Origin of the sequence: Bacillus paralicheniformis, from assembly GCF_002993925.1 — a bacterium.
Taxonomy (GTDB): domain Bacteria; phylum Bacillota; class Bacilli; order Bacillales; family Bacillaceae; genus Bacillus; species Bacillus paralicheniformis.
The window spans coordinates 3,812,958-3,834,827 of the sequence record NZ_CP023665.1 but is presented as its reverse complement, the minus strand read 5'-3'; the positions used below and the strand labels follow the sequence as shown (position 1 = coordinate 3,834,827).

Below are 21,870 nucleotides of genomic sequence, written 5' to 3'. Positions count from 1 at the left end.
TTTCAAACGTGCTGTGCTCTTCAATATTCAAAATGGAAATTTCTAAAGTTGGTTATACAATAAATGACATTCAATTTTCGTCAGATTAGAGAAAATAAAAAAATTTTATATGTGCACCAACTTGGAGGGATAATGAATTTAAGAAAGCTGGCCAGTATAAATTTAAACTCCAATGATTTAGGGGAAATGAAGAGGGAATCTTGGAGACTCTGTGGTTATTCTTCTTAGAATACATGATCTGATATATTAATTAAAAAACCCATTGTGTTTTTTGCATTTGATCTTTCGGCTTATCGGATTCCCTTAAATATTTTCTACTTTAATTTTCAACAGAAAACATCAGAAAACTTAGTTCAAACAAGGCAGAACTTATAAAAACAGTAAAAAAGTTGTTACACATAATCTATATAGATCTAACTATGAGCTTTTTATAATTTAGAAGATGTCAAGGCTTCTAAAAGAGTAATTGAAACAATCCTTTAACTTCTAAATAAAGAGGTGCTACATGTTTTCTATCATAATGCCAATATATAATTCTGAGAATTATTTAAGGGACTCAATAGAGAGTGTCATTAACCAGTCAATTGGATTTAAGGAGAATATAGAACTGATATTAATAGATGATGGCAGCGTTGACAGCAGTCCTCAAATTTGTGAATTCTTTAAAGATCTATATCCTAATAATATTAAAATCTTGAGAATTGAAAATTCCGGACCTTCTGCTGCAAGAAATTGTGGGTTATCAAATGTAAGTGAAAAATCCAAATTCATTGGTTTTCTTGATTCTGACGATACATTCTCTCAAAATGCGCTGCAAAGTGTTTATAATTTTTTTTGTGATTCCGAAGATGTAAACATTGCGGTATTACCTGTTTATTACACAGGTAAAAAAGAAGGCGGACATAAATTAAATAATAGATTTGAAAAAGGAACAAGAGTTATAAATATCCTCAACGATTATAAGGCTATTCATTTTTATATTGGCGGCACTTTTTATAGAAAACATATACTAAATAGTACCGCCAAGTTTGATGAAACTATAAAGTTTTGGGAAGACGCTATCTTTTTTAACCAGTTATTGCTGAAAGAAAAAAGATACGGAGCAGTTGCAGAAGGAAAGTATTATTATAGAAAACGAAAGGAAAAGAACTCATTAGTTGATCGTTCATGGTTTAACAAAAAAAGGTACACATATTTGTTGAATACATGTTATATGACTTTGTTGAGGGATTCAATTAAACAATATGATATAGTTCTGCCTTATTTGCAATTTTTAATTGTATATCATATGAAACTGTTTTTATATCAGAACTATAGAGATATTTATAAGTCTGTTTTAGATCAACAAGAACAAAAAAAATTTGTTGATGATTTTATTAAAATTTTAAGATATATTAAACCACAAATTATAAAAGAACAAAATATGCCCATGTATTATAAAGAATTTATGTATCACTTATTAGAAGCAAATACAGAAGCTCTTGAAAACATAAAAAAAGAAAGAGTACTACAAAGTTCATGTACTATTACCTCGACAAAAATAAAAGGATTTAAGCTTGAATTAACAGGGCACTTTATTAACCAGTATTATGAGATGCAAGAAAACGATGAAATTTATATAAGATATTTTAATAGATTAAAAAAATGCAAACGAGAAGAACTGAAAAAAACGATTGAAGTATGGGGATATAAATTAAGAGATTTTAGATATGCTGGCTTTGTTGTTGAAATACCAATTTGGGCTTTTGCATTTGACTTTGTCCTTAAAACACCAAATGATGTTTTAGAACTTAACCATGTAAACATTTTTAAAAGTTTGCTTACAAGGGTTTTTAAAAAAAGGTAGATTTAAACCTGTTTTTTAAGAGTGGCACTCCCTTTGGTTTTTCTTTTTTACTCGGATTCTTATTCATATAAACATTTTGTTTAGGAGTGATCTTTTATGAATGAAAAGAGTTTTAACTATGATTTCAGTGTTATAATGCCGATTTATAATGTTGAGTTATATCTAACTGATGCTATAGAAAGTATCATTAACCAGACTATAGGTTTTGAGAATATTCAGTTAATACTTGTGAATGATGATAGCCCCGATAAAAGTGAAATCATCTGTAAAGAATATGCACAAAAATATCCCAATAACATTGTATATGTAAAAAAACAGAATGGCGGAGTGAGCAGTGCTCGAAATTATGGCTTAAGATATGCTGAAGGTAGATACATTCAATTTTTGGATCCGGATGATTTTGTTTCAGAAGGAACCTTCGAAAATGTTTTAAACTTCTTTGACCAGCATAAGAATGAAATTGATATTGTAGCAATCCCTATTTTTTTTGCAGAAGGAAGAACAGGAGAACACAATCTAAATAATAAGTTTTCTTCTACAAGAATATTGGATGTAGAAAAAGAACCGCATTATATATTAACTCATTGCTGTTCTACATTTATAAAAAAAGATGCCTTGAAAAATATCAGGTTTGATGAAAATTGTAAAATAGGAGAAGATGCCAAACTAGTTAATTTAATCATATCGCAAAAGAAAAAGTATGGTCTAGTTAAAGAGGCAAAATACCATTATAGAGTTAGAGAAGATGGATCATCTGCCATGCAGACTGCTAAAGCAAATAAGAATTGGTTTAACCATTCACTTATCACTTTCTCTAAGAATTTAATCGATATCACAAAAAACCATGAACAGAAAATACCTTTGTTTCTTCAATATATGATTATGCATGATTTGAAATGGAAATTATTGGTTAAAGACATTAGTGAAACACCTTTAGACGAAAATGAATACCGCGAATTTTTAACATTGATTCGAGAAGTATTATCGTATATCGACGACGATGTCATCATTAAAACAAAAAGTATCAGCCATTTCTATTTATATCATGCTTTAAAATTAAAACACGGTGAAAATTATAGTAGGTATGTATATAAAAGTGAAACCGAATATGATTATTATTTATACAGAGAAGATAAAATTGTTTCGAAATTATCGGATCAAACTCTAACTATTGAGATTTTAGAAGAAAATGAGAATTTTATTCACGTAGAAGGTTTTTGGAGCTCTTTGTTTGATTCCGAAGGTTTTAATTTTTATGCTAAAATTGGCGAAACAAAAATAAAAGCAAAGCATATAAAAAGACCGCATAATGACTATATAAGTTTAGGAGAAGTAATAAAAAAATATCCTGGTTTTTCTATAGATATTCCCAAAAGCTATCTAGCAGACAATCAACATATTGAATTTTATATAGCTAAGGGTGAAAAAATGAAGATAACAAAACTTCGCTTTTTCAAGTATTCAGGTTTGTCAAGCAATCTATATAATTCTTATACAGCTAAAAAAGATTATATTTTTTATTATAATTACAAAAAATTAATGTATGAAAAAAACAATATTAAAAATAGATTTATAAAAGAGTTTCGTTTCTTAAAATCTCTTCATAAATCAGGGGGGAAATCAAAGAAACGAAAATCAGCTATTAAGAAGGCATTGGTGGCAAGAATGGCATACCATGTTTTCACGATTTTTAATAGAAAACCAGTATGGTTATTCATAGACAGACAAGACAAAGCTGATGATAATGCCGAGCACCTCTTTAAATACGCAACCAACAAGAATGATGGGGTAAAAAAATACTTTATAATAAAAAAAGATAGCAAGGATTATGTCAGAATTAAAAAATACGGAAAGGTTATACCATACAGATCTTTTAGACATAAAATTTTAACCTTATCCTCCTCCAAGGTAATATCTACACATGCGGATAATTGGGTTGTAAATCCATTTTTCAATATGGAGATTTATTTTAGAGATTTATTTAATTTTGAGTTTGTCTTTTTACAACATGGAATAACAATGGCAGATCATTCTAAATGGTTAAACAAATACAGCAAGAATATCAAATTATTAGTAACTTCAGCGAAACCAGAATATCAGTCTATTGTGAAAGGGAATTACAATTATAATAAAGAAAATATCTTGTTGGGTGGATTTCCAAGATATGATAATCTTAAGAAGAGTAAAGGGGAAAAGCAGCTTCTAATCATGCCTACATGGAGAAAAGATATTGTATTACCTAAAGATCAGGCAAAAGGAGTAAGACCGTACAATCCGAAATTTAAAGAAAGTGAATACTTTGCTAGGTATAATGCTTTGATTAATGATGAACGGCTAATTCAATTTGCTAAGGATAATAATTATAAGATAACCTTTTTCCCGCATCCGGACATTCAACAACAGATCGTAGATTTTGAAAAACATGAGTATGTAAAGTTTGCAGATTATAATAGCAGCTATCAAATGTTATTTAATTCTTCTAATATAATGATTACTGATTTTTCATCTGTTGCATTTGATTTTGCATACGAGAAAAAGCCTGTGATCTATTATCAATACGAAAAGTCATACCATTTTAAACTTGATTACTATGATTATAAGAAAATGGGATTTGGCGATGTAATAGAAGATCATAACAGCTTAATTGATAAAGTTATCTATTATATGAAAAATAATGGTCGTATGGAAGATAAGTATAGAAAAAGAGTGGATAACTTCTTTGCATATACTGATAAAAATAATAGGGATCGGATTTATAATGCAATATTGCAATTAGACAATAGCAAAATTGCTAAATGAGCTTAAATTTGATCTTTAATGACACTTTAAAATTATGGGAGAAGTTCTGCGGAACTTCTCCTTACTTTTTTAAAAGGGAAAAAGACTCAACATCTCTTACAATATTCACCGGTGCTTTCAAATTTCTTTTACCGAAAGATCCAAAAAGTTATCTTTGGGATATTATGGCGGTTTTTAAAATACTGGCGTACTGTTTGTTTGTATTTGGTATGGGAATCTGCGACAGTAAGTAAGTCATAATAGGTATCGGAGAAGTGCCTTTTATTGTTTGGATGATGGCTGGTTTGATTCCGTGGCTTTTTATTAGACCGACTATTCTTGATGGATCAAACAGTGTGTTTAAGTGGATCAATGTAGTTGCCCAACCAGTTCAATGCCTTCTGTCGCGGCTACTTCAAATTTATTTAGTTAATTTTGTAATGATGAGTGTTTATGTCGCTTTTTTAGCAAGCGGTGTTTACCCATGGATACAATATATTTCCTATTTAATTTGTATGATTGTATTTATGTTTTCATTCACTTCGTTTGGCGCTTTTCCGCAAAATGAAGTGTAGAACCATCATGGCGATGCAAAGGACAAGACAGAGGAACGCTTCTTCGCAGACAACAAGCAAGAGTTTATTGCATTTGAAAACGCATCTGTTTGAAAGGATCAAGATTCAAAGCGGAAGCTGACGGCAGCAGGACGCTGGATTTAGATAATGAAAAAATGCAGCTATGTACTGGAGAATGATAAAGCATCAGAGCTTGTTTTTTATAACATTTCTCTCGTTACTCCAGCCTCATTGTCTTTAAGCGACAGGCCGACCTTAATATCGAAATAAGTAAAGGCTATTGGATGAATGTCCAATAGCCTTTTTGTTTAGATTTCTTCTTTGTTTAGTAGACCTTCCATAAATGGAACAAGTTGCTCGCGAAGCTCTTTATCCTGCATCGCAAACTCAAGAGTTGTGGTGATAAAACCAAGCTTTTCACCAACATCATAACGCTTGCCTTCAAAGTCGTACGCAAACACTCTTTGAATTTCATTCAACTTTTGAATGGCGTCTGTCAGCTGGATTTCTCCGCCGGCTCCAACCCGCTGATCCTCTAAGTACATGAAGATCTCAGGCGTGAATACGTAACGGCCTAAGATGGCAAGATTAGATGGAGCTGTGCCTTTAGGCGGCTTCTCAACGAAGTTTTTTACCTGATAACGGCGGCCTTCGCTTGTCAGCGGATCGATAATGCCGTAGCGGTGTGTTTCTTCTTCTGGCACTTGCTGAACACCAATAATAGAAGAAAGCGTTCTTTCGTATTCATCCATTAACTGGCGCAATCCGGGTTTTTCAGCTTGAACAATATCGTCTCCAAGCAGAACCGCAAACGGCTCATCACCGATAAAGTTGCGAGCGCACCATACAGCGTGCCCAAGTCCCTTAGGCTCTTTTTGGCGGATATAGTGGATATCAGCCAGATTCGTAGCTTTTTTCACTTTTTCAAGGAGTTCTACTTTACCTTTTTCTTCTAGATTTCTTTCAAGCTCAGGAGAGTAATCAAAATGATCCTCAATCGCACGCTTGCTTTTACCTGTGACGATAATAATATCTTCAATACCTGCTTCAACAGCTTCTTCAATTATGTATTGAATAGTTGGTTTATCAACGATAGGGAGCATTTCTTTCGGCATTGCTTTTGTAGCCGGCAAGAATCTCGTTCCGAGACCCGCGGCAGGGATTATGGCTTTACGTACTTTTTTCATGTTCAGTACACCTTCCTTATACAATGTCTACGATCAAATTCAATGAATCGCAAGTATTTTAATGTCTTTATTGAACATACCCATTTTTCATATTGTTAACACTTTTTATCATATAAGAAAAACGAACTTTAAACAAGTAATATAGGGTAGTACTAAAACTTGAAATCAATAGAGAGGATTGCTATGGTAATGGATGCGAATGATAAACGTCAACATGCTTGAAACGATAAAAAGATAGTGTAAATAAAGATTCTATATAATAGTATTGATTCACCTGACCTGTTAGAGAAGGGCGCGCTGTTGCAGCTCTTCAGTAAGAGAAAAGTTTGGCTGTAAATAGGTCGATTACCTTCTGCAAAACAGCGGAAAGCCGGCAAAACGGTTGTTTTTTTGACCTAGAAACAAAAAGAGGACATTGTTTCAGCTGGACAAATTATTTTAACCTCCGTACGTACATAATAAGCTTGAATCGCTTTCCGAAGGTGGCACAAGAAGAGTATTCTTCCTTTATGCAGTTTTTGTCGATTTTTATGCTGTTTGGACAGGTGTATAAACAGGGAGAGGATGTCTCCTTATTTAATCTTCCCATTCTAGTGTGAAGAAGCTCAAAGATATTTTATCATGATTGGAACGGTGTGTTTTATTTCGAAGGATCCTGAAAGGTTTTGGTCGAGTATTTTATGCTGTTAGAACAAAGGGCATGTTCCGCCGTTTTAATAGCACCCTGAATCGAAAAAAAGCTTCTCTTTAATAGGAATAAAAGTAAGTAAACTTATTAAAGAGAAGGATTCAATATTCTATTTAACAAACAATTACTTTAAGAAAAAGGTGACAATAGTGAAAAAATTAAAAGTCATGACCATCTTCGGCACGCGCCCTGAAGCCATTAAGATGGCGCCGCTTGTGCTTGAATTAAGAAAACACCCCGAAATTGAGTCTTATGTGACGGTTACAGCACAGCACAGGCAAATGCTTGACCAGGTGCTTGAAGCTTTTAATATAAAGCCTGATTTTGATTTGAATATCATGAAAGAAAGGCAAACGCTGGCTGAAATTACGTCTAATGCACTTGTGAAACTGGACGAGCTGTTTCAGTCTATCAAACCGGACATTGTGCTTGTTCACGGTGATACGACAACGACATTTGCGGGAAGTCTTGCCGCTTATTATCACCAGATTTCCGTCGGCCATGTAGAGGCGGGACTCAGGACCGGAAACAAATACTCGCCGTTTCCCGAAGAGCTGAACAGGCAGCTGACGGGATCGATTGCCGATCTTCATTTTGCGCCGACAGAGCAGGCCGAAAAGAATCTGCTCCGTGAAAATAAAGACCAGGAGACGATTTACGTCACTGGAAATACGGCAATCGATGCGCTTCACACAACAGTGAGGGACGGCTATTCACATCCCATTCTTGAAAAAATAGGAAATGACAAGATGATTTTGCTTACCGCCCACCGCCGTGAAAATTTAGGTGAGCCGATGGAAAATATGTTTAAAGCAATCAGGCGGATCGTCGAAGAATTTGACGACGTACAGGTTGTTTATCCCGTTCATCTCAATCCCGCTGTTCGTGAAGCGGCTGCAAAGCATTTCGGTGATCTGAAGAAGGTCCATCTGATAGAGCCGCTTGAAGTCATTGATTTTCACAACTTTGCGGCTGAAGCTCATTTCATCCTCACTGACTCGGGCGGGGTGCAGGAAGAAGCGCCGTCGCTCGGAAAGCCGGTCCTCGTGCTTCGAGATACGACGGAACGGCCCGAAGGCGTTCAGGCCGGGACACTTAAGCTGGCAGGCACGGATCAAGATAAGATCTATCAGCTGACTAAACAGCTGTTGACCGATCAAGATGAATATCGCAAAATGTCACGGGCTTCAAACCCATACGGGGACGGACAGGCTTCGCGGCGAATTGCAGAGGCGCTGCTTTATCGGTACGGATATCGAAGCGCGCGGCCTGACGTGTTTAAAGACTAATAAAAAAGCTTCCTTTTCAGGAAGCTTTTTTTATTTATTAAGGCTTTCTTTCAGTTCGGCTGTAATGTCGGAAAGGGAACTTTCGTCAGCTTTGTAATAATAGATTCCGTTGATTTTTGTGCCGTCGCCTTTCAGCTCATGCTGGATGACTTTTGAGCGGGCTTCTTTATAGCCGGATTGAATATCCCACATATCGTCAAACGTGAGATTCGTTTTAACGTTGTTTTCGATCACTTTGAACATATCTCCGAATTTCGTGATAGACGATATATTGGCGCCTTTATTAATGATTCCTTCGATGACTTGACGCTGCCTGTTCTGGCGTCCGAAGTCGCCGTTCGGGTCTTCTTTCCTCATTCTCGTATAAGCGAGCGCTTCTTTTCCGTTCAGCGTAATCTCGCCTTTGCCAAATGAATATCCGTCATAGTTGAAAGCAAACGTACTGTTCACGGTAATGCCGCCAAGCGTATCTACGACATCCCTGAAGCTTTCCATATTGACTTTGATAAAGTAGTCGACAGGAACATCGAGGAAGTTCTCAACCGTGTCTACCGTCATCTGAACACCGCCGAATGCGTATGAATGGTTGATTTTATCCAACTTGCCTTTGCCGATAATTTCAGTATACGTATCCCGCGGGATGCTGACCATTTCAGTCGTTTTCGTTTTCGGGTTCACCGTCATATAGATGAGGGAGTCTGCGCGCCCCTTATCACCGTCCCGTTCATCGACACCCATGAGAAGCACGGAAAACGGGTCATGGTTATCAATGTCAACAGCTGAATCGCGTTTTTTTGATTTGTTAATATTTTCATGAATGCTCGCTACTGTAGATGCCGCTTTATGCCATAAGTAATAGGCGTAACTGCCTGTACTGAGAACAAAAATACCAATCAAAGCGATAATTGTATAAAAAATTTTTTTCTTTTTCTTCCTCTTTTCAGCTCTCATATAGCCCTCACCTTTTAATGTTCTACTTTGATTATAAGTTTCTTAAAATTCAAAAACAACAAAAAGTTATATGTGTCCTTTTGGATAGACGAAATCCTTAGAAAAATGTTTCAAAAAAACCAATCAATCTGCAAAATTTTTCGCTATAATTAAAGAATCTGTTGGAATTTGTCGATAAAAAGGGAGAGGTGAAGAAGATGAAAAAACTCATAGTTCTAACATTATCAATGCTGCTTTTGTTGTCAGCCTGCGGCACTTCGGGCCAATCGGAGGACAAGTCAAGCACAAACAATAAAAATGCGGCATCTGAAGAAACCGTCACTAAAGAAGGCTCATTCGTGGGGTTGGCTGACAGCCACACAATTGCGGTGAACATCGATGGCAAAGAAACAACGCTTCAAGTCGATGAAGATCTTCAGGATAAAGTCAATTCCATTGAAGAAGGCAAAAAAGTAGAAGTCCAATATAAAAAAGGCGGAAATGGCGTTTTGGAGCTGAAAAGCATCGAAACAAAATAAAGAGCTGAATCAAGGGGGTTTATAACGTTTTGAAAAAAATGAAGCTTCTGCTTCTGTCGTCAGTAACTGCTGCAGCTCTGATGTTTACACAATCTGCCCAGGCTGCCGACAAAACAATCTCGGTAAAATTAAGCAATTATTTGGGCAATAAATCAAGCGTTGATGTCGGCATTACCGGCGCATACGAAATTCCGGGCTCGGGAATTTCCGCGACAGAGCGGTACGGCGGGGCGACCCGCTTCGATGTGGCAAACAATGTTGCATCAGCCGGATGGACGAACCCGAGCACTGTCGTGATTGTCAATCGGGACGCTTTTGCGGATGCGCTTTCTGCATCTCCGCTTGCAAAGAAGTACGATGCGCCGATTCTATTAACTGATGCGGGCGCGCTGACGGCGAAAACCGAAACTCAAATTGCCAAGATGAAGCCTGATAACATCTTAATTATCGGGGGAACGGCGAGCGTTTCCAAAAATGTTGAAAACACGCTGAAAAAGTATGGGGCCATTGACCGCATCGGCGGCGCCAACCGCTATGATGTGTCCAAAAACATCGCGAGCCGGATGGGGTCCTACAGCCAGGCGATTGTTGCCACAGGTCTAGTCTTCTCCGACGCTCTGTCGATCGCGCCTTATGCGGCAATGAACGGTTATCCGATACTGCTTTCAGGGAATAATACGATCCGAAGCGATTACAATATTCCGAGCAAGGTTACGATCGTCGGCGGTCCGTTGAGTGTCAGCACAGGCGTTGAAAACACATTAAAGAAAAAAGCGTCTGTTACCCGCATCGGCGGAGCGAACAGATACGAAGTGTCGGCGAATATTGTCAACACGCTTAACATGAACGCATCAAAGGTTTTCATGTCTAACGGAACGACTTTTGCAGATGCATTGGCCGGTTCCGTTCTTGCAGCCAAACAAAAGCATCCTTTGCTGCTTGTCCAATCGGGCAGCCTGCCGACTCCTGTAGCAGATGTAGTCGCGAAAAAAGGAACCCAGTCTTTTGCTTTGCTTGGGGGGACCACTTCAATCACGGATTCATTGAAAAATAGTCTGGCAGACATGCTTACCGGAGATGGATACTCTGTTAATCTATCAAGCGGAAAGCTTGTACTCTACAAAAATAATAAAGCTGTCAAAACGCTTGGAACGACATTTACGGCATCACCTAAAAAATACTCGACATCAAATTCCATCAGCATCAACGGAAGGCCTTATTTAGGCAATATGAAGTTTACGATTGAATCAAGCAAATATGTTCGGCCGATAAACGAAAACATTCCGTTCGAAGATTATTTGAAAGGTGTTGTGCCGCACGAAATGCCGGCAAGCTGGCAGACGGAAGCGTTAAAAGCCCAAGCGGTGGCAGCGAGAACATATTCGGTCGGTTCCGCAGGAAAAGTAGTGGCCGATACGCAAGCGTTTCAGGTTTACGGGGGATACGACTGGAATTCGAAGACATCCAGCGTTGTAAATACAACAAAAGGACAAGTTTTAAAATATAACGGCAACTTGATTTCGGCTGTTTACTCATCGAGCAACGGGGGATATACGGAAGCAAGCGCAGAGGTATGGGGCGGCAATGTTCCATATTTAATCGCCAAAGCGGATACATACGACCCGAAAAACAGCTGGTCGATATCCTTGAATAAAACGCAGATCAATACCAGCGGCTTAAACCTAAAGAGCCCTGGCACATGGTGGAATACGACAAATGAAACGAACTCTGCCTATTTGTCTGGGCTGAAAAGCTGGTTTATTACCAATAAATATCCTAGTGCAGAATCCATTAAGATCACGAAAATCTCAAGCCTGACCTTGAGCAGCGCGAAAACTGCCGGTCAGCGGCCGAAAACAGCAGAGGTGAAGTTTTCTTACTTTGTCAAAGAAAAATCAAACGGCTATGTTCTGTCAAACGGAAATCTCTCAGAAAAAACAGCGACGATTTCCGTGACGACGACTCAATTAAGATCGATGCTGGGCGGCATGAATATGAAGAGCACGTATGCTTCGGTATCCAACGTTACGAACGCTTTTGTTCTCAGCGGTAAAGGATTCGGCCATGGCATCGGCATGAGTCAGTACGGAGCAAATGCCAGAGCTGCTGCCGGGCACGATTACAAGAAAATCTTAAGTTTCTATTATCCAAATACGACTCTATCAAGCTATTAATAGAGTTAGAACAGGAGGCAGCAGTGCCTCCTCTGTTCATGTTCAGGGGAAAACATAACATTTACATTTTTGGAGGTTATTTTTTTGAGGGTCTTTCTTAAAGCTGTACCTATGTTGTTGTTAGGGTTCTTTTTGTTTGTACCTAATGTATTTGCAGCCAACTCTGTCACAAGATTAGACGGTGCAAACCGTTATGAGGTTGCGGTGAATGTTTCCAAGCAGGGATGGTCAAGTGCAAGCACAGTCATTGTTGCAAATGGAAAGGCATATGCCGACGTCCTTTCAGCGACTCCATTTGCTTACCGAAACAACGCGCCTGTCCTATTAACGGAAGCGTCCAAATTGCCAACGGCCACTAAAAACCGAATCAGTCAGTTAAAACCTAGCAAAGTGATTGTAATCGGCGGAACCGTCAGCGTTCAAAACGGCGTCGTAAGCGAGATTAAAAAGCTTGGTGTGTCATCTGTCGAACGCATCGGCGGGGCAAATCGCTACGAGGTTGCGGCAAATATTGCGAATAAGCTGCCGAGCAATTCAAAAGCTGTCATCGCCAACGGAACGGCCTATGCTGACAGCCTTGCGATCGGCGCATATGCCGCGAGAAACGGCATCCCGATCCTTTTAACATCGTCCAATTCCATCCCGACAGCGACAAAAAATGCAATGAAGAGCAAAGGAACAACATCGACCATTGTCGTAGGCGGTGAAGTCAGCATCTCCAACACCGTATATAAACAGCTTGCTTCTCCGACGCGAATCGGCGGCAGCAACCGCTATGAAGTCGCGGCCAATGTCGTCAAGAAATACTATTCTTCTGCCAAGAGTGCAATCATCAGCAATGGCTATGCGTATGCCGACGGATTAACAGGATCTGTTCTGGCGGCTAAGCAAAACCGTCCGATGATGTTCACGAATGCATCATCTTTGCCGACACCGACAAGAGAAGTGATCGGTTCCAAAAACATGACGACGTTTACCGTGCTTGGCGGAACGGTTTCTCTTCAATCCAATGTCGTATCACAGCTGAAGAATCCGATCGTCGGCAAAAAAATCTTCATTGATGCAGGGCACGGTGGTACAGACAGCGGTGCTGTCGGCAACGGTTTATATGAGAAAAGCGTGAACCTTGATGTCGCAAAATTAATTAATACGAAATTATCAAACGGCGGGGCGCTGCCAGTTATGGCGAGAACGAACGACACTTACCTGACGCTCGCACAGCGTGTATCAAAAGCGCAGTCAAATCATGCGGATTTGTTTGTCAGCATCCATGCAAACTCGGCAACACCTGCTGCTTCCGGAACAGAAACCTACTATTATACAACGTATGAATCGGCCAACAGCAAAAGGCTGGCAACCGAGATTCAAAACCGTCTCTATGTTGCATTGAATACGTCAAACCGCGGTGTGAAAATCGGCAACTTCCATGTCATCAGGGAATCAAAAATGCCAAGCTGCCTTGTTGAACTTGCGTTTATCAGCAATGTAAGTGATGCGACAAAACTCAAAAGCTCGACTTACAAAGAAAAAGGCGCTAAAGCGATTTACGACGGAATTGTTGCTTACTATTAAAATATAAAGAAATTCGTTTTTCGGAAAAATTGCCTATGCTGCCTTTGTTTTGTCTTTATAATATAGTATGATATTTTTGGTGAATTTAAAGACAAAACGGAGGCGATGCATTTTTAACATAAAATCAATGAATTTACTAATTTTAATGACTCCTTTACATTGTGTTTACGTTCGTATGCTACACTGACGAATAGATCAAACAGTAACATACTAATCGAGGTGTATGCTAGTGAGTATCGACAAAAGTTTAAGAATGTACAATGAATATTCAAGCCAGCAAACTTATTCCTGTGCTCTATCAAAAAAAGCAGTACGTTATTTATATATGAAGCGGATAATGGATATCGTCCTTTCCTTGATTGGGCTCGCTCTTACACTGCCGTTTATTCTGCTGTTTTGTATATTAATCTGTATCGAAACACCGGGTTCTCCGTTATACCGGCAGGAACGCGTCGGAAAAGACGGAAAGCATTTTAAGGTGATCAAGCTGCGTTCTATGAGAATTGACGCAGAAAAATCCGGTGCGAAATGGGCGCAGAAGGATGATCCGCGCATCACTGCAGTCGGGTCTTTTATAAGAAGAACAAGAATCGATGAACTTCCGCAGCTGATCAATGTTCTGGCCGGAGATATGAGCCTTGTGGGACCAAGGCCTGAAAGACCGATGTTTACCGCTCAGTTTCACCATGAAATTCCGGGATTTAAAAACCGCTTAATTGTTAAGCCTGGGTTAACGGGACTTGCACAGGTAAACGGAGGCTATGATATCGGTCCGAGAGAAAAATTGGTGCACGATCTGTATTACATTCGGAATTTAACGTTTCTTCTCGATTTGAAGGTTATGCTGAAAACGATTAAAGTAGTATTAACCGGCGAAGGAGCCAGATAATACGAGGAAGTTAGGAATATGCTATGTCTACCATTACGAAACAAATATTAAGCGGTGCAAAATGGACAAGTGTTTCAACTTTGATCGTCACGGTCATTCAAATTATACAGTTTGCACTGCTCGGCAATATCATGACAATTGCCGAATTCGGTTTGGTCGGAATGCTGACCACCGTAACGATTTTTACACAAATTGTACTAGATATGGGATTCGGGGCCGCTTTAATTCAAAAGGAGAACATCAGTGAACGCCAATTATCGACCTTATATTGGCTGAATATCCTAACGGGCATCCTTTTGTTTATCGGCCTCTTTTTCCTGAGTCCGTTCATCGCAGACTTTTATCAGCGGGACGAACTGGTTTTTCTTGTGCGGATTTTGGCCATCATGTTTTTGATCGCCCCGGTCGGCCAGCAGTATCAATATATGCTGCAAAAAGATCTGAAGTTTAATGTGCTGAGCAAAATAGAAGCGGGTGTCACCGTTTTGTCATTTGTGCTCCTGCTCGTTTTGGTTTTTCTGATGGATCCGATTGTGGCCTATGCATTGTCACAAGTTTTTCTTAATTCGGTTAAAGGCATCATGTTTTTTGCTGTATATTTAAAAAAATGGCGTCCTTCTCTCGTCTTTGCGTTGGGGGAAGTGAAAGAATTTTTCTCGTTCGGCGCGTTTCAGCTCGCTTCAAGGCTTGTAAACAGGCTTGGCGCCAATATCGACATGATTTTGATCGGACGGTTTCTCGGTGCGGAAGCATTGGGAATCTATAACCTGGCGTATCAAATTATTACGATTCCCGTATTAAAAATCAATCCGATCGTGACACGGGTAGCGTTTCCCGTCTTCTCAAAGAATCAAGGGAACAATCAAACGCTGCGCGAAGGCTTTTTAAATATGACAAAGCTTCTCTCGCTGATTTCATTCCCGCTTCTGATCGGACTGATGACTGTTTCAGATTTATTTATTGAAGTCGTCTTCGGAGAAAAATGGCTGCAGGCCGTACCGGTTCTGAATATCCTCGCGATTGTCGGGCTGCTCAGGGTTTTGATGAATCCGAACGGATCGGTTTTGCTGGCGAAGGGGAGAGCAGACTTGGCATTTTATTGGGACAGCGGGATCATGCTCCTTTACGGGCTGTCTCTTTATGCGGCGGTATTAACGAATGATTTGACGATCACCGCCTGGACCTATGCAGCGATCAGCCTGATCAATTTCTTTATCGGCAGATGGCTGCTCAAATATGTCATCCAGCTGAAGATGGGCGAATATTTCAGAACCGTTGGAAAACCGCTGGCCTTGACACTGCTCATGGCATTGCTGGCTCTTGTCTTGAGCGTCGGCAGCAGACATCTGCTTCACGGCGCCATGCTTCAGCTGGCAGTTTCCGTCGGAATCAGCGGAATTTTTTACGGTTTTCTGGTCAGTAAATTTTATCGGCAGGCTATGAAGATCCAATTAGGAAGATGACAGCAGAAAGGGCGTTTCATCATTGAAGGTTCTTTGGATTACCAGTGTTTATCCAAGCAGTCAAAAACCGGGAGAAGGCGTTTTTCATGAAACACAGGTTCAGGCGCTGCAGATGCAGGGCGTTGATGTGGCGGTCATATGTCCATCACCTGTGAACCCTGCTCCCCTCAGGCTGCTGAAAAAAAAATACCGTCAAGCACGAACAGTCCCGGAATATGAAGAAAGAAAAGGCATCCCGGTCTACAGACCGCCGTATACGGCTCTGCCTGGACAGCTAAAATGGGCACAGCCGCATCGCCGGATTGCAAAGTCTGTATTGAGGACGATCGAGAAGCACGGGCTTGCGCCGGATCTTATCCATGCCCATTTCGCGATGCCATCCGGGGGTGCCGCTGCCGTTGTTTCACAGAGGCTGAAAGTTCCTTATGTTCTGACTTTGCACGGAAGCGATGTCAATATTTATCCCCATTACAGCAAAGGTGCATTTCGAGCATTTGAAACAGCTGTGCATTCCGCGGCAAAAGTTCTGGCTGTCAGCGATGAGCTGAAAGCCAAAACAAAAGAAATGACCGGTGCTGAATGCTCGGTTCTTCCTATCGGCGTCAACCTGGACCGGTTTCAAAAACCCTCCGCTTCAACATTTGAATTGAGGGAGAAATTCGGCCTGCCGAAAGACAAAAAATTGCTGACGTTCGTCGGCCGCTTGGTGAAAGGAAAAGGAGTAGCCGAGCTGGCGGAAGCGGTCAAGCAGCTTGATGACAGCTACAGAGCTGTGTTCATCGGCGACGGACCGGAGAAGCAGCACATTCGTCAAACCGCCGGTGAAAAAGCGATATTGACGGGGCAGGTCGCAAACCATGAGATATCAGAATATCTGGCTGCATCAGATCTGTTTGCGCTTCCTTCGTATTCTGAGGGGATGCCGACTGTCGTCATTGAAGCGCTCGCCCTCAAGGTTCCGGTGCTTTGTACGGCGGTCGGAGGGGTTCCGTCTTTATTCGGAAAACACGAACATCTGCTGATTAAGCCGCGCTCGGCTTCCAGCATAACAGAAGCTGTCAAAGGTTATTTGGAAGGCGCGAATTGGCAAGAAGACATCGCTGAAGAGCTGTATCAAACGGTGCACGATGATTATGACGCCTTTAAAAATGCCGGCAAGTTGCTGGATGTGTATGGGGATGTTGCCGAGAACAAAAATTAAGTTGGGATCTGTCGGTTAATATGCGTATGAGTGTTGAATATAATACTGTTTAAACCCATTTATTTGCGTCTAAGCTAATAAAAATAAGAATTGGGAAAACGGAAAACCCAGATTTTTTCAATAGAAAAGAGATAAAGATCATTACCTAAATCAAGCTATTGGATTTGAAGGGTCAGCTGAAAGAAGGGAATGATAATGTTGAAAAGAATCGCTGTCATTGGAACGGGATATGTCGGGCTGGTGTCTGGAACTTGTTTTGCCGAAGTGGGAAACTCGGTTGTCTGTTGCGATATTGATGCAGAAAAAATAAGAGGACTCTCAGCAGGAGTGATGCCGATTTATGAAAACGGCCTAAAAGAACTTGTGGATAAAAACGTAAACGAAAATCGCTTATTTTTCTCTACTGATATTCCCAAGGCGATTGAAGAAGCAGAGATTATTTATATTGCAGTCGGAACACCGATGTCGGAAACAGGGGAAGCAGACCTGACATTTGTCAAATCTGTTGCCGAAATGATCGGGAAGCATCTGAACGGCTATAAAGTCGTCGTCAACAAAAGCACTGTCCCTGTTGGAACAGGAAAGCTCGTACAAGCCATTATAGAACGCAATTCAAAAGGGGAATTCCCTTTCGACGTCGTTTCGAATCCGGAGTTCCTTCGTGAAGGAACAGCTATTTACGATACGATGAATATGGAAAGAGCCGTCATCGGTGCGACAAGCGAAAAGGCTGCTGCGATTATTGAAGAGCTCCATAAGCCTTTTCAAACGAAAATCGTCAAGTCTAACCTTGAAAGTGCAGAAATGATTAAATACGCTGCAAATGCATTTTTGGCTACAAAGATCTCGTTCATTAATGATATCGCAAATATTTGCGAAAGGGTCGGAGCTGATGTATCAAAGGTGTCTGAAGGTGTCGGACTGGACAGCAGAATCGGCAATAAATTTTTGAATGCCGGAATCGGCTTTGGCGGCTCTTGCTTCCCTAAAGATACAATGGCTTTATTGCACATCGCGAAGTCAGTCGGCTATCCTTTTAAAATGATTGAAGCCGTTATTGAGACGAATCAAAAGCAGCGCGCCCACATTGTGCAAAAGCTCCTTGATGTGTTTGGCGATTTAAACGGCATGACCATTTCGGTTCTTGGGCTGGCATTCAAGCCGAATACAAACGATATGCGCTCGGCGCCGTCTCTGGATGTCATTCCGATGCTGAGAGGCCTTGGTGCTCATATTAAAGCATACGATCCCATTGCAATTCCGGAGGCAGAACGCTTATTGGGAGATCAGGCCATATACAGCAACGATTTGTATGATACTGTGAAGGATACTGATGCTTGCCTCATTTTGACAGATTGGCCACAGGTTAAAGAAATGGATTTTAAGAAATTGAAAACATATTTAAATCGTCCTGTTCTAATTGATGGACGTAACTTGTTTAAACTTGAAGATATGAGAAGAGAAGGATTTATTTATCATTCAATTGGCCGCCCTGGAGTACAGGGAGAGAAAAGCTTAACAAAAGTATAAAACGAGGGGTGTTATTAATGGAAAAAGTACTAGTGACAGGCGGATGCGGATTTATAGGCTCGCATATCGCTGAACAGCTTCTGAAAGAAAATTACCGGGTTTCAATTCTTGACAATTTAACTACGGGACACCGCTCCAACATTGAAGGTCTCGCGGTTGACTTTTATGAGCAGGATATAACAAAGCCGGAAGTCATCGACGTCATCAAAAGCATTGATCCCGATTATATTATTCATTTAGCTGCACAAGTAAGCGTGGCGGAGTCTGTCAGCGATTTTTTAAATGATGAAAACATCAATATCAAGGGATCGCTCCATATCATTAAGGCAGCGGGTGAATGCAGCGTGAAAAAGATTGTCTTTGCATCATCAGCAGCTGTTTATGGAGATCCTGAATATCTGCCTGTCGACACTCGTCATAAAACAAATCCAGGCTCACCCTACGGGCTGACGAAGCTTACGGTGGAGAACTACTTAAAGCTGGCCTATGATCTGTATGGAACCGAGTATTGCATTTTGCGGTACAGCAATGTATACGGGCCGCGCCAGGACGCAAAAGGAGAGGGCGGCGTCGTATCGATTTTCTCCGATTTGCTGACAAGCGGCAAGGCTCCAGTGATTTTTGGAGACGGAGAACAATCGCGCGATTTTATTTATGTCGGTGATGTGGCTTCCGCCAACGTCAAGGCGCTCAAAGCTCAATCAAACGTTTGTTTAAACGTTTCGAACGGCTTTTCGATCACAGTCAATGAGCTGTTTGCAGAGATGAAAAAAGCGACGAACTCGGCGCTGTCTCCGATTTATCAAGATGAAAGACCGGGGGATATCCGCCACAGCACACTGTGTAATGAAGAAACAAAGAAAATTTTAAACTGGGAACCAAAAATGCCGCTCGCTGAAGGACTGGAAAAGACCATTTCATATTATAAAAAAGAAATGAATATGTAAATCACTGGCTGCTGGCTGATGTCGGCAGCCCTTTTCCAGAAAGAAGCGGAAGGAGGGGGAAAAATGAGTCTCAAACGTTCCGCGGTCAATGTTTTGGTTTGGCTCGCCGCATTGACCGCAGGGTTAGCATTCGTTGTATTGGCCCAGTCCAATGCAAAAAAAGTCTTGTTAGCATGTCTGATTTTGATTGCGCTGACTTTGATCATTGTGCTCCGGAAGTATTTGTCGTCCGAGCAATTGCTGATGCCCGTATTATATCTGCTCATCGCTGCAACTTTTGCCAACAATGCTTTTTTTACGATTAAATTGGGCTTTTTCAGCCTGTTTCCATATCGAATTCTTCTGATTCTGGCAGGGTTCTTATTCATAGCGGAAATGTTGAAAGGCAGTCAGCACCTTGAAAAGTGGAAGCAGGTGCATGTTAAAGGCATTCTGATGTTTTTCACGTTTTGGTTCTGCTATGGAATGATTTCGCTGCTTTGGGTCAAGTCTGCTACTGAGGGCGTAAAATATCTGTTCCTATTGGCAATGGGAATGTTTTTTGTTTTTCTGATTGTTATGTTTTTTCAAAAAATGGATCGAATTCTCGCGTTTTATTACATATGGTTGGTCATGACCGTATTTTTAATGGTCATCGGGTTTTACAACCACTTTACATTAAACCACCTGCCGAGCTCGACCCTTTATAACGGGCCGCACTATAAACAGCACTATCCGACATCCGTCTTTTTCAATCAGAATGACTTTGCGACATTTCTATCCATCAGCTTTTTCTTTTATTTATCTTTTTTCAAAAACATTAAAAACAGCTACTTAAAAATAGCGGGGCTGCTCCTTGCGTTCTGTTCGGCCTATTTGATTTTCCTGACAGGATCAAGAGCCAGCATCCTGGGAATTATAGCCGGACTTGCCGTTTATGCATTTATTTTGCTGCCGAAGGTGCTTAAAAAATGGGCGCTCATCGCCGCAGCTGCAGGATGTATCGCTTTTGTCACACTGTTTGCAGGAAAGATCACCGGAGCTTTTTATACATACTTTTTGGCTCCGCAAACTACACACGATTTCAGCGAGCCGCTGCCATCCAATGTCGCCAGGGCAAACTTGTTGAAAAACGCCGGGCATTATGTGCTGGATACTTACGGATTTGGCGTCGGCGCCGGCAATGTACCTTATTATTTGGAACATCACGCATTGTTCGATACAGACCGGGTCGTGGAGGTTCATAACTGGCTCGTAGAGATCATGACGAATTTTGGAGTTGTGATGATGCTCGGTTATTTAACGATGTACATTTATTTAATAACCGTGCTTTACCGATATTATAAAAGATCGCTTGGAAAGCGGTACAAGCTTCTCATTGAAGGTTTGACAGCCGCGCTCGTCGCCTTCCTTGTATCAAGCATCAGTCCGAGTTCCGTCTCGAATCTATATTTCCATTGGGTGTTTCTCGCCCTTGTGATTGCGACGGTTAATACCTTTAGAGTCAGCGGAACGGATGAAACCGAACAGTATAGGTGATTTTTGAAAATCGAATTTAAAAACAGGGAGAAATTCATGTGATGAATTTAATCAAACGTATTGCTGGTAGAGTGAAAAAGTTTATTGTGGCGATTATTGCGCTTCCTCTTATTCTTGGTCTTGTCGGCTATTTTATGCCGAAGGGGAGCGTTGCTCCGTCCGATTACACGGCTACTGTAACGATATCAACCGGGAATTATGGAGAAGCGAAGTACAACAATGCAAAGCAGGTGCCGCTGCTGTTGAAAAACGAAGCCTTTTTAAAGGACATTTTCCCGGATATGCCGGAAGAGGATCTGGCGCAGTTGAAAGACGATCTGGCGATTGAAATCAGAACGGATTCACTTTTTAACTTAAGTTATACAGGGCCTGACAAACAGAAAACATTGGATACTTTAGGAAAAGTTAAAGATGCCTATATGAAAGGCGATAAGGCGCTGTTTTCAAAAAGGGAAGAAGTCATCGAAAAGAATATAAAGGCGCTTGAAGGCGAAACAGTCAGCGCTGATTCCAAAGTTGATAAACAGCGGTTTTTGTATGAGCTTGAAACAAGCAGGCTCGATATGAAGGCTGCTGAAGAAATTGAGCCTTTGATCGTGCTGGATAACCAGGCTGCCGGCATGTCGCCTAAAAAAAGAGCGGTATTAGGCGTACTGATCGGTTTAGCGCTGTCGTTTTTTATCATTGTCGTTCCGGAAGTATTCAGAGAACGTTAAATTTTTAATTGGGGATGTGGATCAGGAC

At 40.7% G+C, this 21,870-nt stretch carries 15 protein-coding genes and 1 pseudogene; 14 read left to right on the top strand and 2 right to left on the bottom strand.

Annotated elements, in window-relative coordinates; all coding sequences use genetic code 11:
• Positions 1-505 precede the first annotated feature (505 nt).
• The 3 genes and pseudogenes from CP943_RS19640 to CP943_RS22905 all read left to right on the top strand — a co-directional run.
• On the top strand, positions 506-1,846 hold the full coding sequence (locus CP943_RS19640) for a glycosyltransferase family 2 protein (RefSeq protein WP_026580190.1): 1,341 nt from the start codon (positions 506-508) through the stop codon (positions 1,844-1,846).
• A gap of 96 nt (positions 1,847-1,942) precedes the next feature.
• The gene (locus CP943_RS19635) at positions 1,943-4,645 is read left to right on the top strand and encodes a poly(glucosyl N-acetylgalactosamine 1-phosphate) glucosyltransferase (protein WP_026580189.1); all 2,703 of its coding nucleotides are present in this window, start codon (positions 1,943-1,945) and stop codon (positions 4,643-4,645) included.
• 512 nt (positions 4,646-5,157) lie between these two features.
• Positions 5,158-5,457: pseudogene (locus tag CP943_RS22905) on the top strand (hypothetical protein); the annotation flags it as partial.
• Between the two features lie 50 nt (positions 5,458-5,507).
• On the opposite strand, the gene galU reads toward CP943_RS22905, so the two are convergent.
• Positions 5,508-6,386: a UTP--glucose-1-phosphate uridylyltransferase GalU gene (gene galU, locus CP943_RS19620; RefSeq protein WP_026580188.1), complete on the bottom strand. Its 879-nt coding sequence runs from the start codon at positions 6,384-6,386 to the stop codon at positions 5,508-5,510.
• 837 nt (positions 6,387-7,223) lie between these two features.
• On the opposite strand from galU, the gene wecB reads away from it, so the two are divergent.
• Positions 7,224-8,363, top strand: coding sequence for a non-hydrolyzing UDP-N-acetylglucosamine 2-epimerase (wecB, locus tag CP943_RS19615; protein WP_026580187.1), 1,140 nt, complete (start codon positions 7,224-7,226; stop codon positions 8,361-8,363).
• Positions 8,364-8,393: 30 nt separating this feature from the next.
• On the opposite strand, the gene tagU is transcribed toward wecB, so the two are convergent.
• Positions 8,394-9,314: a polyisoprenyl-teichoic acid--peptidoglycan teichoic acid transferase TagU gene (tagU, locus tag CP943_RS19610; RefSeq protein WP_026580186.1), complete on the bottom strand. Its 921-nt coding sequence runs from the start codon at positions 9,312-9,314 to the stop codon at positions 8,394-8,396.
• A gap of 197 nt (positions 9,315-9,511) precedes the next feature.
• On the opposite strand from tagU, the gene CP943_RS19605 reads away from it, so the two are divergent.
• The 10 genes from CP943_RS19605 to tuaF all read left to right on the top strand — a co-directional run bounded on the left by CP943_RS19605 (position 9,512) and on the right by tuaF (position 21,842).
• Complete coding sequence (locus CP943_RS19605) at positions 9,512-9,832, top strand: hypothetical protein (protein WP_026580185.1); 321 nt, start codon at positions 9,512-9,514, stop codon at positions 9,830-9,832.
• Positions 9,833-9,861: 29 nt separating this feature from the next.
• Entirely contained in the window at positions 9,862-12,006 is a 2,145-nt protein-coding gene (locus CP943_RS19600; protein WP_105981259.1) for a SpoIID/LytB domain-containing protein, read from the top strand.
• Positions 12,007-12,090: 84 nt separating this feature from the next.
• Positions 12,091-13,578 (top strand): N-acetylmuramoyl-L-alanine amidase, encoded by a 1,488-nt coding sequence (locus tag CP943_RS19595; protein ID WP_105981258.1) that lies wholly within the window; start codon positions 12,091-12,093, stop codon positions 13,576-13,578.
• A 229-nt stretch (positions 13,579-13,807) separates the two neighbouring features.
• The gene (locus CP943_RS19590; RefSeq protein ID WP_020453132.1) at positions 13,808-14,467 is read left to right on the top strand and encodes a sugar transferase; all 660 of its coding nucleotides are present in this window, start codon (positions 13,808-13,810) and stop codon (positions 14,465-14,467) included.
• Between the two features lie 23 nt (positions 14,468-14,490).
• Complete coding sequence (gene tuaB / locus CP943_RS19585; protein ID WP_105981257.1) at positions 14,491-15,930, top strand: teichuronic acid biosynthesis protein TuaB; 1,440 nt, start codon at positions 14,491-14,493, stop codon at positions 15,928-15,930.
• 22 nt (positions 15,931-15,952) lie between these two features.
• Positions 15,953-17,131, top strand: coding sequence for a teichuronic acid biosynthesis protein TuaC (tuaC, locus tag CP943_RS19580; protein ID WP_020453130.1), 1,179 nt, complete (start codon positions 15,953-15,955; stop codon positions 17,129-17,131).
• Positions 17,132-17,329: 198 nt separating this feature from the next.
• On the top strand, positions 17,330-18,661 hold the full coding sequence (gene tuaD, locus CP943_RS19575; protein ID WP_095292153.1) for a UDP-glucose 6-dehydrogenase TuaD: 1,332 nt from the start codon (positions 17,330-17,332) through the stop codon (positions 18,659-18,661).
• A gap of 17 nt (positions 18,662-18,678) precedes the next feature.
• On the top strand, positions 18,679-19,608 hold the full coding sequence (locus CP943_RS19570; protein WP_020453128.1) for an NAD-dependent epimerase/dehydratase family protein: 930 nt from the start codon (positions 18,679-18,681) through the stop codon (positions 19,606-19,608).
• Between the two features lie 63 nt (positions 19,609-19,671).
• Positions 19,672-21,126 (top strand): teichuronic acid biosynthesis protein TuaE, encoded by a 1,455-nt coding sequence (gene tuaE, locus CP943_RS19565; RefSeq protein WP_020453127.1) that lies wholly within the window; start codon positions 19,672-19,674, stop codon positions 21,124-21,126.
• 41 nt (positions 21,127-21,167) lie between these two features.
• A complete protein-coding gene (gene tuaF / locus CP943_RS19560; RefSeq protein WP_035337789.1) occupies positions 21,168-21,842 on the top strand; it encodes a teichuronic acid biosynthesis protein TuaF in 675 nt (224 codons plus the stop codon).
• Positions 21,843-21,870: the final 28 nt, after the last annotated feature.